General features: G+C 72.5%; 8 protein-coding genes. 2 read left to right on the plus strand and 6 right to left on the minus strand.

Annotation, left to right across the window (positions count from 1 at the left end; genetic code table 11):
- Positions 1–3: 3 nt before the first annotated feature.
- Positions 4–2,541, minus strand: coding sequence for a polysaccharide lyase family 8 super-sandwich domain-containing protein (locus tag ACZ6AA_RS27370; RefSeq protein ID WP_468456464.1), 2,538 nt, complete (start codon positions 2,539–2,541; stop codon positions 4–6).
- A 199-nt stretch (positions 2,542–2,740) separates the two neighbouring features.
- Between ACZ6AA_RS27370 and ACZ6AA_RS27375 the strand changes: the two genes are divergently transcribed.
- Positions 2,741–5,821 carry an NACHT domain-containing protein gene (locus ACZ6AA_RS27375; protein WP_468482715.1) on the plus strand — a complete coding sequence of 1,027 codons (3,081 nt, stop codon included), beginning with the start codon at positions 2,741–2,743 and terminating at the stop codon, positions 5,819–5,821.
- On the opposite strand, the gene ACZ6AA_RS27380 is transcribed toward ACZ6AA_RS27375, so the two are convergent.
- The 5 genes from ACZ6AA_RS27380 to ACZ6AA_RS27400 are packed head-to-tail and all read right to left on the minus strand — an operon-like array spanning position 5,816 to position 10,311.
- Entirely contained in the window at positions 5,816–6,814 is a 999-nt protein-coding gene (locus ACZ6AA_RS27380; RefSeq protein ID WP_471460570.1) for an ABC transporter substrate-binding protein, read from the minus strand. The two genes, ACZ6AA_RS27375 and ACZ6AA_RS27380, sit on opposite strands and share 6 nt — an antisense overlap.
- 56 nt (positions 6,815–6,870) lie before the next feature.
- Positions 6,871–7,641, minus strand: a complete 771-nt coding sequence (locus tag ACZ6AA_RS27385; protein WP_468456470.1) for an amino acid ABC transporter ATP-binding protein — start codon at positions 7,639–7,641, stop codon at positions 6,871–6,873.
- Positions 7,638–8,663 (minus strand): amino acid ABC transporter permease, encoded by a 1,026-nt coding sequence (locus ACZ6AA_RS27390; RefSeq protein ID WP_471460573.1) that lies wholly within the window; start codon positions 8,661–8,663, stop codon positions 7,638–7,640. The genes ACZ6AA_RS27385 and ACZ6AA_RS27390 overlap by 4 nt, the downstream gene beginning before the upstream one ends.
- Positions 8,660–9,163 (minus strand): GNAT family N-acetyltransferase, encoded by a 504-nt coding sequence (locus ACZ6AA_RS27395; protein WP_471460576.1) that lies wholly within the window; start codon positions 9,161–9,163, stop codon positions 8,660–8,662. Before ACZ6AA_RS27395 ends, ACZ6AA_RS27390 begins: the two co-directional genes overlap by 4 nt.
- The gene (locus ACZ6AA_RS27400; protein ID WP_471460581.1) at positions 9,160–10,311 is read right to left on the minus strand and encodes an LLM class flavin-dependent oxidoreductase; all 1,152 of its coding nucleotides are present in this window, start codon (positions 10,309–10,311) and stop codon (positions 9,160–9,162) included. The genes ACZ6AA_RS27395 and ACZ6AA_RS27400 overlap by 4 nt, the downstream gene beginning before the upstream one ends.
- Positions 10,312–10,881: 570 nt before the next feature.
- Between ACZ6AA_RS27400 and ACZ6AA_RS27405 the strand changes: the two genes are divergently transcribed.
- Positions 10,882–13,695: a tetratricopeptide repeat protein gene (locus tag ACZ6AA_RS27405; protein ID WP_471460583.1), complete on the plus strand. Its 2,814-nt coding sequence runs from the start codon at positions 10,882–10,884 to the stop codon at positions 13,693–13,695.
- The last annotated feature ends 63 nt before the right edge of the window (positions 13,696–13,758 follow it).

Here is a 13,758-nt window from a genome sequence, read left to right on the forward strand (position 1 = left end):
GTGTCAGCGCGGCCCGCGCAGCGTCACCGTGAAGCTCCGGCCGTACGCGTGGCGCGTGGTGACGTCGATACGGGTGCCCTCGGGCACCGCCCGCACCCGCACCCCCTCGTCCGCCGTCACCTCCCGCAGCCGTCGCCCGCGCAGCAGCACGCTGACCGTGTCCCTCCGCATGGTCGGGTCGGACACGGCGAGGGACGTCGGGGCGGAGCCCGGCGGGCGGCGGACGAGGAGGGACGACGGGCCCGTGACGCGCAGGTCCCCGACCTCGTGGCGGCCCGAGGCGAAGGTGTTGAGGGCCGTGAGACCCAGGCCGCGGTGGGACACTGCTTGCACGCGGGCGGAGTTGGCGAGGACACGCAGGGGCCCCTTCGCGTACGACCGCAGCCGGGACTCGTCCGCGTTCGGGACCAGCGCGTAGGCGAGACGGATCGGGCGCGCCCCGGCCGCCTGGTCCACGGACACGCCGAGGACCTGGCGGGTCACCGCCGTGTCCGGGTTCGCGGTGCGCACGACGCGGCGGCTGCGCGTCACCCGGTCCAGGGCGACCCGCACCGGCGGCGCGTCGAGGAAGAGATAGCCGACGGCGGTGCCCTGCGTGGCGTTGGCGTACCGCAGCCAGCGCAGCTCCGCCGTGCCCGGGCCGGACCAGGGCCGCCCGTCGTCGCGCACCCCCGTGACGGACACCGCGTCGTCCGGTGCCGCGATCCGCGCGTCGACGGCCGTCGTCACCGCCCGCCCGGCCGCATCGCCCACCCCCGCCGCGAGAACGACGATCTCGTCGTCGAACAGGAACCACGACTTGGTGGCCGCCGCGTTGCGATGCACCACGAAGTCGTCCGGCAGCAACTCCCTGTCCTGGAAGGCGACATCGCTGGACTGCACCATCCCGGCCGCGCCGTACGCCCCGAGCACCGCGCCGCCGGAGTGCGCGTGGGTGCCGCGCGGGAAGTAGACGTACTTGTTCTGCGACTCCGACGAGGACGTGAAGTTCAGCGGGTGCCCGGGGTTGTCGTAGTACGGCTTGCCGTACAACTCCGGTACGGTGCGCCGCTGTTCGGCAGGGGCGGTGACACCCCCGAGTGCGTACGGCGACACCGTGGTGAAGTAGTCCACTCCGTACGCCCGGGTCTGGTCCTGCCCCGACAGATAGAGGTAGTGCGCGCCCTCGCCCTGGAACCAGGGCATGAGGTTCTCGCCGTTCATGTACTCGTACTTGCTGATCCGCGCCGAGCTGCGGGACAGCGCGAAGGCGTAGCCGGGTCTGCGGTGCACGGTCTTGTCCATCGCGTTGAAGGCGACGCTGCGCGCGGCGGGGTTGAGGTCGGCCGCGGGGACGGACGCGTCGGCGAGGATGTCGGCGTACCGCACGACGCTGATCGGGGAGACGAAGCGGGCCGGGTCGAGCGTGGCGCGGGAGGTCTCGCGGAGGTGCTTCACATAGCCCTTCAGGGCGGTGGCCACGGCGCCGTCGGCGAGCGAGGAGAGGTCGACGGCGGCCTCGACGACGACGGCGACGTCCGTGTAGCCCGAGTCGGTCCGCGACACCGCGCGCCCCTTGACGATCTCCATCATCCAGCCCTCGAAGATCAGCGGCGCGAACCCGTTCCGCACCCACCCGTGCACCACGGGCACCAGCTCCTCGCCGTGCGCGAAGCCCGTGCCGTCCAGGATCTTCAGCGTCTGCACGACCCGGGTCAGCAGCCCCTTGCCGTAGGAGCCGGTGTACGCCACGGAGGCGTGCTGGATGAACGATCCGTCGGCGTAATAGCCGTCCGTGACACCGTGGTTGAGGTGATATGGGTCGATGGTGGCGAACACCGTCAGCTGGTCGGTGAGGGCCTTGCGGATGCGGGCGGTGTCGTCCAGGAGCGCGCCCTGCAGGACGCGGTTGGTGGTGATGTCGGCGAGGTTCGCGCCGGTGTGGAAGCGCGAGTCGAGGTTCACGTCGCCGCCGGTGCCGTTGCGCAGATAGGCGTCCATGGAGGCGACATAGGTGCGCACGAGGTCCGGGCGCTGGGCGAGCACCTCGTCGTACAGCAGGACCAGGGTCTTGCTGACCTGCTGGGACATGCCGATCTCCCAGTTGAACCAGTTGCCGTAATAGCCCTTCGACTGATCGCCGTAGTACCGCTCGTGGAGCCACACCAGGCCGTCGATCACACGCCGCCGCGCGGCCGTGTCCCCGTACAGGCCGCCGCCGTGGGCGCGGGTGGCGAGGGCGATCTCGTACAGCCACCGGTAGGCGGTGTACAGGTTCGCGTCGTCCGTGCCGAGGGCCAGACCGGCGAACAGCTCGCCCGCGCCCGCGTCGTCCATCGCCTTGAGGTTCGTCCGGGCCGCCCTGTCGACGGCGGCGAGCTTCGCGGCGGTCTCAGGGCGGGCGTTGGACTCGGGCGTCCCGGCGAACACCGCCACGGTGTTGGCGCGCAGCCGTGCCACCCCTTCGGCGGCGGCCGCCGCGCCCACCGGTCCCGCCGGGACCACGGCGAGGAGTCCCGTCGCCGACAGCGCGGAGAGCAGGCGTCTGCGGGTGATGTCCATCAGGGTTCCTCCGCCCGTGAGGTGGCGCTCCGGCGGGCGGAGTCAAGCAGAAGCCCCGACCGGCAACAAGAGGGCTCGCTCGGTCGATCCGCCCTGCCGGAACGGACGCCACCGATGCGCGGCGAAACGGGGGTCCTGGCTGCTCCATTCGTGTCAGGCTGATCCCGAAGACCGCGGAACGCACGCTCAGGGGGATTGGTTGACGCCGCGCAGGTTGCTGTCGTTCGGGGACGCGCTGAAACTCCTGGGCGGGGACCCGCCCGCCGTGGCGGCGCTCGACCGCGCCCTGGGCGGCGCGCTGAACCTGGCCACCGGCGGCCTCAGCGGCGGCGTGCTCGGCATGTTCGACGCCCGGGGCAGGGTGCTCGGCCTGGGGCTCGACGCCTGGCGCGGTCTGCGGGAGCGCCTGGGGCACACCGACGGCCGGGTGGAGCGCACCGCCGTCCTGGAGGCGGCCCACACAGTGATCGTCGTCCTCGCCTTCTTCGACGCCCTGGAGAAGGTCGAACTGCCCTTCTCCCTGGACGAGGTGGCGTTGACCGGCCGGGAGCAGATGCTGGTGGCCGGTGGCGGTTTCCCCTCGGGCGAGGGCTTCACGCAGGACGCGGCAGGGGTCGACGCGCCACGCCCCGCACCGCACCTGCCCTACGAGAACCATGTCGTCGAACTCCGCGGCTGGTACGAACACTTGGCGATGCGGATGCTCGACTTCCTGCGGGGGCTCGCCGTGTGGGAGGGGCTGGACGATGCCGCCGGTGCCGCGGCCGCCCACACCGTGCGCGTCGTGGTGCCGGTCCTCGCCGTCCAGGAGTACGAGGCCCTGTACGCGCGGCTCGCCCTCGAAGCACCGGAGTTCGGCTTCTGGTCGGGCCAGGTGGAACACCAGGCCACGCGCGCCGAACTGCGCAGGGCGCTCGCCGGTCTGGAGCGGGCCCTGGCCGCGAGCGCCGCACTCCGCCAGCGCCCGGTGGACGTCGCGGGCGCCCTCTCCCGGGCGCACCAGTCGGCGCTGGAGCAGCGGATCCTCGACGCCCAGGAGGCCCCCGAGGGCATCCTGGTGCCGACCCTGGCCCAGGCGTACCTCGACCCCGACTTCCGGGTGCGGGCCGTGGACGGGCAGGGCAGTCCCGCGGACGAGGAGTGGTGGGCGCGCGCCCCGGTCCGGCAGGACCTGACCGGATACCTCGCCGGTGCGCTGACGTCGGAGGGCCTGACGGCCGCCCCGCTGCTCGTGCTCGGCCAGCCCGGCGCCGGGAAGTCCGTGCTGATGCGGATCCTCGCGGCCCGGCTTCCGGCGGCGGGATTCCTGCCGGTGCGGGTCGCCCTGCGCGACGTACGCGCGGACGACGAGATTCAGGACCAGATCGAGCAGGCCATCCGCGAGGCCACCGGAGAGCGGGCCACCTGGCCCGACCTGGTGCGCTCGGCGGGCGCCGCGGTGCCGGTCGTGCTCCTCGACGGCTTCGACGAACTCCTTCAGACCACCGGGGTGCACCAGAACGACTTCCTGGTGCGGGTGGCCCGGTTCCAGGAGCGCGAGGCGGAGCAGGGGCGTCCGGTCCTGGCCGTGGTCACCAGCCGGACCGCGGTCGCCGACCGGGCGCGCTATCCGCAGGGCACCGTCGCCCTGCGCCTCGAACCCTTCCAAGAGGAGCAGATCAAGCTCTGGATCGCGCAGTGGAACCTCACCAACGCCATGAACTTCCAGGCCATGGGGCTGCCCCCGCTCACCTGGGACGCCGTCGCACCGCACCGCGCCCTGGCCGGACAGCCGCTGCTCCTCACCATGCTCGCCCTGTACCAGGCCGCGGGGAACGACCTGCACGGCGAGGACGAACGCCCTCTGGACGAGGCCGATCTCTACGAAGCGCTGCTCGGCTCCTTCGCGCGGCGCGAGGTGTGGAAGGACACCCGGGTCTCCGAGACCGAGGTGGAGCAGCGGGTCGAGGAGGAGCTGGAACGGCTCTCGCTCGTGGCCTTCGCGATACTGAACCGGCGGCGCCAGTGGGTGTCGACCGCCGAGCTCGACGAGGACCTTGCGGCGCTCATCGGGCGGGCCTCGACACGGCACTCCGGGCTGCGCGCACCGCTCGGGCAGGCCGAGGCCGCCTTCGGGCGGTTCTTCTTCGTGCAGCGCGCGCAGTCGATCAGGGACGGCCAGACGCTGTCCACCTACGAGTTCCTGCACGCGACGTTCGGGGAGTATCTGGCGGTCCGCCTCGCCGTGCGGCTCGTGTCCGGCCTGCGCGACCACCGCCCCGTCCTCTCGACGGGCCGCGAGCCGCTCAACGACGACTTGATGTTCGCCCTGCTCTCCTTCGCGCCGCTCTTCACCCGGCAGATGCTCCGCTTCGCCCGTGCCCGCGTCGAACGGCTCCCGACGGCGGAGCGGGCGACCCTGGGCCCCCTCGTCATACGGGTCATGGAGGAGCGGGAGCTGCGTGCCGATCAGCCGTACGCGACGTACCTCCCGCGACGCATCCGGGTCGCTTCACGGCACGGCATCTACAGCGCCAATCTGATGGTGCTCGCCCTGCTGCTGACCGGCGGCACCACGGCCGGCGCGCTGTTTCCGTCCGGGGGCGACGCGGGCAGCTCGTGGCACCGGCACGCGCTGCTGTGGCGATCCTCCCTCAACGAGGCGGAGTGGACCGACCTCGCGGTCTCGCTGCGGGTGCGGCGCACCAGGCAGGGGCGGGAGCGGGATCTCGAAGTGGACGTCGAACGGGGCGAGTTGGGCGCACCGGACCAGGTGGACGCCTACTGGCTGTATCGGGCCCCGTGGGAGGAGGGGCACACCGTCTGGCACCGCACGTACTGGAACGAGATCTGGCACAAGATGGATATCTCGGCCGGGACGAACGACGGTGTCGTGCTGCAGGCGCTGCGGCCGTTGTTCGAGTCACTGGGGCCGCTGGTGACGACGTTCAGCGGCGACCGGACCCGGCTCGCCACCTCCACCGCACACGACCTGCTCCGGCTGTGGCTGATGGGCGGATCGGAGCTGACCGCCGAGGAGATCGTGGACTCGTACCGCAGGATCGGTGCGGCCTTTCCGGTCCTCGCCTCGTCGGAGGCGGTCACCCGGCGTCTCGCGCCCATCCTGATCGAACTGCTCGACCGGGACCTGCCCCGGCTCAGCCTGGAGCAGTCCCGGCTCGTCTTCAGGTGGCTGATCTTCAGAGAGCGCATGGCGCTCGTCGCTCGGATCAGCGATCACGTCGAGACCCGTCATCGCAGTCTGCTCACCATGCTCACCGACGGCAGCAACGATTCATGAGCTCTTCGGCAGCCCCCGCGGATTCAGCTCCGAGGAAGGGACCGCCTCGTCCGTAAGGCCCCAGCGCCTGAGGACCCGACCGTAGCTCCCCTCGTCGATGAGGTGCTCCAGCGCCTGGTGAAGCGCCGTCACCAGGCCGTTGTCCTTCTTCGTGGTGGCGGCGATCTTGCCCTGGAGTCCGTCGCCCGCCCCCGAGAAGCTGCCGATGACCTCGGTCTTGCCGGTGCTGAGCGCGTGGTGGGCGGCGACGGGGTTGGGGCCCAGATAGGCGTCGATGCGGCCCGAGCCGAGCGCGAGGTAGTAGTCGCTGGTGTTCTGGAAGTACTTGATGTCGGTGGCCTCGCGGCCCGCCTTCACGTTCTGCTTGCTCCAGTCGACGAGCAGCTTCTCCTGGTTGGTGCCGGAGGAGACCCCGATGACGCGGCCCGCCACGTCCTTGGGGCCCTTCACCTTCCAGCCGCGCCCCTTCTTCGCCTCGAAGGAGATGGTGTCGAGGCGGTACGTCGCGAAGTCGTACTTCTCCTTGCGCTCCTCCGTGACGGTGATGTTGCTGAAGCCGACGTCGTACTTCCCGCTGTCCAGGCCGACGAAGATGTTCGCCCAGTCCACCGCGTGCGCGCGGACCCGGAGGCCGAGCACGTCGGCGACGAGGTGGGCGATGTCCGTCTCCACACCGATGACGGTCTTGTCGTCGGTGGCGTAGAACGTCAGCGGCGGCACCGAACCCGCAGACGAGACGACCTCGAGGGTGCCCCGGTCCCGGACGCGCTTCGGTACGAGCCGGGCGATGGCGTCGACCTTCTTGGCTCTGAGGCGTTTCTGGTCGGGGCTGAGATTGACCGCGGCGCCCTTGGTGCCGGGCTCGGCGCGGCCCGCGTTCTCCGTGCCCTCGTCGTCGGGCGTGCCGCAGGCGGCGGTGGTGAGGGCGAGCGCGGAGGCCAGGGCGAAGGTGAGGGCGGAGCGGCGGCTGAGGGGGGTGGTGCGGGTGGGCACGGGGAACTCCTCGGGGCTTGGCTGGTCCCTACAGGACCGTGGAGCTTGGCTGGTCCCTACAGGACCTTGGACAGGAACGCCTGGGTGCGTTCGTGGCGCGGGCGGTCCAGGACGTCGCCGGGCGGACCCTGTTCGACGATCACCCCGTCGTCCATGAAGACCACCGTGTCGGCGACCTCGCGGGCGAACCCGATCTCGTGCGTGACGACGATCATCGTGGTGCCGGCCCGGGCGACGTCCTTGATGACGTCGAGGACCTCCCCGACCAGCTCCGGGTCGAGCGCGGACGTCGGCTCGTCGAAGAGCAGCACCCGGGGTTCGAGGGCGAGCGCGCGGGCGATGGCGACCCGCTGCTGCTGCCCGCCGGACAGCTGCCGCGGATAGGCGTCCGCCTTGTCCGCGAGCCCCACCCGGGCGAGCAGCGCCTCCGCCCGCTCCCTGGCCTCGGCGCGCGGCCTGCGCAGCGCGGAGACGGGTGCCTCGGTGATGTTCTCCAGGACCGTGAGGTGCGGGAACAGATTGAAGTTCTGGAAGACGAAGCCGATGCGGGTGCGCTGGCGCAGGATCTCCCGCTCCTTGAGCTCGTACAGCTTGTCGCCGCGCCGCCGGTAGCCCACCAGCTCGCCGTCGATGCTGACCGAGCCCCGGTTCAGCTTCTCCAGGTGGTTGATGGCGCGCAGCAGCGTGGACTTGCCGGAGCCGGAGGGGCCGATGACGACGGTGACCTCACCCGCGCGCACCTCCAGGTCGATGCCGCGCAGGACCTCGTGCGTGCCGAAGTTCTTGTGGACGCCGCGGATGTCCACCATCACGGGGCTCGTGCTCATCGGTTCTCCCGGTGGGGCTGAAGGGACGCGAGGGTCCCGCGGTTCTTGAGGGTCGTGAGGGTGCGGGTGAGCGCGCGGGCGCGCTGGAGAGGTGTGGGCGGGGGAGTGCGGTCGGCGCCGCGCGCGAAGCGCCGCTCCACGTAGTACTGGACGATGGAGAGCAGCGTCGTCAGGACGACGTACCAGGCGGTGGCGACCATGAGGAGCGGCACCACCCGGCCGTTGCGGCCGTAGATCACCTGCACCTGGTAGAACAGCTCGCCGATCGCCATCACCGAGACGATCGAGGTGCCCTTGAAGAGCGAGACGATCTCGTTGGCGGCGTTCGGCAGGACCGAACGCATCGCCTGCGGCAGCACGATCCGGCGCAGCTGGCGGAGACGGGGGATGCCGAGCGCGGCCGCCGCCTCCAACTGGCCCGGCTCCACGGCGAGGAAACCCCCGCGCAGGATCTCGGCGGCGTACGCGGCCTGATGCAGCGCGAGGCCGATGACGGCCGCCGACATCGCCCCGACGAGATGCATGGTGCCGAAGCTCCACACGACCGGGCCGAAGGGGATGCCGATCCCCAACTCCTCGTACAGGTAGGCCAGGTTGAACCAGAACAGCAGCTGCACGATGAGCGGGATGGAGCGGAACGCCCACACGTACAGCCAGGCGACGCCCGCGAGGAGCGGGCTGCGCGAAAGCCGCATCAGGGTGATGACGAGGCCGAGGGCGAAGCCGAGCGCCGTGCCGTACACCGTCAGTTGCAGCGTCACCCAGACCGCGCGCAGCACGCTGTCGGCCAGCAGATAGCGGAAGAAGACCTCCCACTCCCACGCCGGGTTGGTGACCAGGCCGTGGGCGAACTGCGCGAGCAGGACGAGGACGGCGACACCGGCCGCCCAGCGCCAGTAGTGCCGGGCGGGGACGACGGTCGGCTCGGTACCGGCCGCCGACGGGGCCGACGGTTCCTTGGTGTGCGTCCGGGCCCCGGCGCTCGGCTTCGGTCCGGCGCCCGGCTGGACCTCGGTGCTCATGGCTTCTCCAGCTGCTTCTCGAACGGCAGCGGCCCGATGGACTCCGGATCCGCCCCGGTGTCGAACAGCGGCGTGTAGCCGGTGGCCAGATACAGCTCGCGGGCCTCGGGCTGGCGCGGCCCGGTGGTGAGGTAGGCGCGCCGGTAGCCGCGCGCCGCGGCCTCGCGCTCGAGTTCCGCCACGACCCGCCGCGCCAGTCCGCGCCTGCGGTGCGCGGAGTGCGTCCAGATGCGCTTGAACTCGGCGGTGCCCGGGGCCTCGTGGCGCCGGAAGGCACCCCCGGCCACCGCCTCGCCATCGGCCACGAGCAGCAGCAGCGAGCCGTGGGGCGGCGCGAACTCCCCGGCGGGATAGCGCAGCAGCTCGGCGTGCGCGTCCTTGCCGTAGCGGGCGGAGTACTCGTCGCCCAGCTCGCGCAGCATCGGCCGCACCAGCGGATCACCGACGGCGGCCCGCACCACCGTGAGGCCCTGGTGCGCGGGCTCGGCGACCGACGTCATCCGGCCACCGCCAGTCCGCTGAGCGTGCGCTCCAGCGTCTGCGGGCCGCGCTCGGCCCGCTCCCGGTCGCGCTTGGCGACCTCCTCGCGGACGATCGGGATGACGTACCGGCCGAAGTCGATGGCGTCGTCGAGCAGGTCGTAGCCGCGGGCGGACAGGATGTCCACGCCCAGGTCGTAGTAGTCGAGCAGCGCCTGCGCGACGGTCTCCGGGGTGCCGACCAGGGCGTTGGAGTTGCCCGCGCCGCCGGTGGCCGCGGCGGTCGGCGTCCACAGGGCGCGGTCGAAGCGCTCGCCCTGCTCGGCGATGGCGATGAGGCGCTGGGAGCCGGTGTTCTCGGGGGAGTCGGCCGCGTGGCGGCGCGTGCGGGACTGCCCGCCCGCGCGCCGCTCGCGTATCGCACCGACGGTGCGGTGCGCCTTCTCCCAGGCCAGCTCCTCCGTCGGCGCGATGATGGGCCGGAAGGCGACCTGGATCCGCGGCACGTCCGTGCGCTTCGCCGCGCGGGCGGCCCGGGCGACCTCCTCGATCTGCTGCGCGGTCTGCGCCAGCGGTTCGCCCCACAGGCAGTAGATGTCCGCTTCGGCGCCGCCCGCCGCGTACGCCGCGGGCGACGAGCCGCCGAACGAAACGCCCGGGTGCGGCTGTTGGACGGGGAAGACATCGCTGACGAAGTCCTGGAACCGGTAGTGCCCGCCCTCGTGGTCGAAGGCCTCGTGCCGCGTCCAGACCTTCTTGACGACCTCGATGTACTCGCGGGTGCGGGCGTAGCGCTCGTCCTTGGTGAGCGTGTCGCCCTCGCGGCGCTGCTCGTGGTCGCTGCCGCCGGTGATGAAGTGGACGGTGAGCCGCCCGTCGCTGACCTGGTCGAGCGTCGCGAACGTCCGTGCGGCGTACGTCGGGTACGACACGTTGGGCCGGTGCGCGAGCAGGATCTGCAGCGAGTCGACCTTCGCCGCCAGATACCCGGCGGCGGCCGCGGGGATCGGCGAGCCGGATCCGTACGCGAACAGGACCCGGTCCCAGCCGTGGTCCTCGTGGGCCCGGGCGAGCCGCAGGGTGTACTCCTTGTCGAAGGAGACACCGGAGCGCGGCGTTGTCTCCGAGCCGTCGTTGGTCGCGGCGATGCCGAGGAACTCCACGGGCATGACAGGGCCTTTCGTACGCGGGATGAGCGGCCGCGGGCGTGTGGGGGCACGACCGGGCGCGGTGCGGTGGCAGCGTTGGGGTGCGCTGGAGCAGAGGTGCGGGGGCGTCCCGAACTGCCGCACGTGGCAGGCGTGTCGGCGACACGGGAACGCGGCCGGGAAGGGAAGGGGGAAGGGCCGGTCAGACGGCCCGCTGCCGGATCAGGAAGAAGCCCGCTGCCGGATCAGCAAGAGGCAGGACACGCGGCCGACCACACCCGACAGAAGTCGATGTGGCCGCGTGAGACCAGCGGCAGCGAAGGGAACATGCGGACAGTTGAGCACCGGACTTTCGACCCCGTCAACGGCCCGGGGCGCCACCCGTCGCCCTGCCACACGCTGTTCACACGGCCGTAGCAGCCGCCCGGTGCGACACCGGCACGAGACCCTGGTGAACTCCGGATTAGCATGGCGGGAACCGCCGATGGACACTTTGGCCGATTCGCAGTCGGCTGATTCCGGCGCTCGCGACGATGGGGTGCTCGTGACGAGCGGGTGACGGAGGACCAAGGTGGGACGGCAGGGGCCGAGGTGACGGTGCATCGGCAGTGGATCGAGGGCGCGACGATCCATGGGTCAGTGATTCAGGCGCGCGAGATCAACGCGGTCCACCTGGGCGCGGAGCGACCGCTCTACGCCGTGTCGGCCTTCCCGCTGACCAGACCGGCGATCTCCGACACCTGGGTGCGGCAGCAGCCCGCCCGACTGCTCGACGCCCGGTACGCCCTCGTCGACTTCACCGGCCGCCACGACGAACTGGCCCGCCTCGCCGCGTGGCGCGACGGGCCCGACCGGGTCACGGCGTTCCTGGTGCACGGCCCCGGCGGCCAGGGCAAGTCGCGGATCGCCGAGCGGTTCGCGCGGAGCAGCCATGCGGACGGCTGGCGCGTGCTGCAGGCGCGGCACGTGACAGCGGGCCTGCTGTCGTCCTCCGTGCCGATCGGCGGGCGGGCGGACGCCGGGACGGGCGTCCTGATGGTCGTCGACTACGCGGAGCGCTGGCCCACGGCCGACCTGATCGAGCTGCTCCTCGACGCCGTGCGCCAGGGCGGCCGCGTGCGCGTGCTGCTCGTCGCCCGGCCGCGCGGCACCTGGTGGCAGCACCTCGTGCACCGCCTCGGCGACTTCGACATCCCGGCGTCCGACCTGGCGCTGCCCGGGCTCTCCGACGACGCCGGGGTCTCGTCTCAGGCCCTGTTCCGCACCGCACGCGACTGCTTCGCCCAGGCCCTCGGCGTACGCGATGCGCACGCCGTCAGCCCGCCGGAGGGGCTGAGCGCCGACCCCGAGTACCGCCAGGTCCTCGCCGTCCACATGGCCGCGCTCGCTGCCGTGGACGCCCACCGGAGGGGCCGGGCCGCGCCCGACGGCGCGGCGGCGGTCTCCGCGTACCTGCTGGCACGCGAGCGCGCCCACTGGGAGACGCTGCACGGCAACGCGCGCGTCCGGATCACCCCGCACGCCTTCGGGCAGGTCGTCTACACCGCGGCGATGACGAGCGCGCTCAGCTACCGCGAAGCCCTGGGCGTGCTGTCCCGCATCGGCGTCGGCTCCGGCGAGCACGCCGACCAGATCCTCAAGGACCATGCCCTGTCGTACCCGGCCGACGGGGGCGGCACCGGCGGCACCGTCCTGGAACCCCTCTATCCGGACCGCCTCGCCGAGGACTTCCTCGCGCTGAGCGTCGCCGGACACGGCATAGACGACTTCGCCCCCGACCCATGGGCGCTGGACGCGCCCCGCCGCCTCCTCGACGGCGTTGCGCTGCCGTGCCGGCGGCGCGTCCTCGCCACCCTGGTCGCCACGGCGGCGCGCTGGCCCCACGTGCGGGAGGCGCAGCTCGGGCCCCTGCTCCGGGAACGGCCGGAGCTCGGGGTCGCGGCGGGCGGGGCGACCCTGGCCACGCTCAGCGAGATCGCCGACCTGGATCCGGAGGTCCTGGAGGGGATCGAGGCCCATCTGCCCGACGGCCCCCACACCGACCTCAACTCCGGTGCCGCCGCCCTCGCCCAGCGCCTCGCCGACCACCGGCTCGGCCGCACCCGGGACCCGGAGGAACAGGCACGGCTCCTGAACGCGCTCGCCCAGCGCCAGTCCCACGCGGGCCTGCACGACCAGGCGCTGAAGTCCGGTCGGCGGGCCATGGCGATCCGGCGCGGCATGAGCACCGCGCACACCGATGCCGCGGAGCCCTCGTTCGCCGTCGGGCTCTGCGACGTGGGCGTCTATCTGGCCAAGGACGGCCAGTTCGCGGACGCTCTCGCGGCCACCGGGCAGGCCGTCCGCCTGCTGCGCGCGCTGGGCGACGAACAGCCCGGCAGGCACGCCGACGCGCTCGCCCTCGCGCTGTCCAACCACGCCGCGGACCTGGCGACCGAGGGCCAGTGGGCGCAGGCACTCGACACCGTGCAGGAAGCCGTGGAGATCCGCCGCCGACTGGTCGCCGAGGCCGGACCCGACGTCCCCGCGGCCCAGCGGGCCCCGCTCGCCGCGACGTTGGCGAACCTGGCGATCTGTCTGTCGCACGCGGGGCGCAGGGAGGAGGCCCACACCGCCGCCCAGGAGGCGGTGGCGATCCAGCGCGACCTGGCCCGCACCAACCCGTACACCCACGAACCCGCCCTGGCCTCCGCGCTCGTCAACCTGAGCCGCCGCTCGGCCCATGTGTCCCGGCCCGTCCAGGCGCGCGAAGCCGCCCGTGAAGCCGTGGCCGTGCTGCGCCGCCTCGCCGAGGTCAGCCCCGCCGCGTACGAGGAGGACCTCTCGGCGGCCCTGCTGAATCTCGGCGCCTGCCTCGCGCCCCCGAAGCACCGGGCCGAGGCCTGTCAGGTCCTCGAGGAGACCGCGGCCATCCGGCGCCGCCTCGCCGGGCGCCACCCGCGACAGTACGAACCGGCCCTGGCCGCCTCGGTGGAGAGCCTCGGCCTGGAGGCGTTCAGGGCGGGGCAGCACGCCCGGGCGCACCTCGCCTGGAGCGAGGCGATCGACCTGCGGGGAAGGTTCGCTGCGACCGGCGGGGACCGCGAACGAGCGGACCTGGCGGGGCTGTTGTGCACCATCACCTGGATGCGTCTCACCCAGGGCCGGGAGCTGTCCCAGGCGCTGGCCACGATCGAGGAGGCCGTGGCGCTGCTGTGGCCGCTGGCGAGCAAGCCCGGTCGGCTCGGCTCGCGCCTGCCCGAGGCCGTCGACCTGCACGCGCGCACCCTCACGGCCCTGGACCGCCCGGACGAGGCCCAGGACGTGCGCCGCCGCCTGATGCGGTTCCAGACGGGCGACCTGGAACGGGGCGGTGCTCCGGCCGGGACGACCCATGGGGTGGGGGACTGGACCGGGCCCTGGTGAAGCCCCGGGGCCTCGGCCCAGGCGTACGGGGTGCCACGCGGACGGCGGCACCCCGACTCCGCG

This window comes from Streptomyces sp. NPDC040610, from assembly GCF_055594065.1.

Bases quoted from the DNA above. Each gene is read 5' to 3' on its own strand.
- ACZ6AA_RS27395 (WP_471460576.1), bottom strand. From the start codon at position 9,163: ATGACGTCGGTCGCCGAGCCCGCGCACCAGGGCCTCACGGTGGTGCGG.
- ACZ6AA_RS27400 (WP_471460581.1), bottom strand. From the start codon at position 10,311: ATGCCCGTGGAGTTCCTCGGCATCGCCGCGACCAACGACGGCTCGGAG.
- ACZ6AA_RS27390 (WP_471460573.1), bottom strand. From the start codon at position 8,663: ATGAGCACCGAGGTCCAGCCGGGCGCCGGACCGAAGCCGAGCGCCGGG.
- ACZ6AA_RS27370 (WP_468456464.1), bottom strand. From the start codon at position 2,541: ATGGACATCACCCGCAGACGCCTGCTCTCCGCGCTGTCGGCGACGGGA.
- ACZ6AA_RS27385 (WP_468456470.1), bottom strand. From the start codon at position 7,641: ATGAGCACGAGCCCCGTGATGGTGGACATCCGCGGCGTCCACAAGAAC.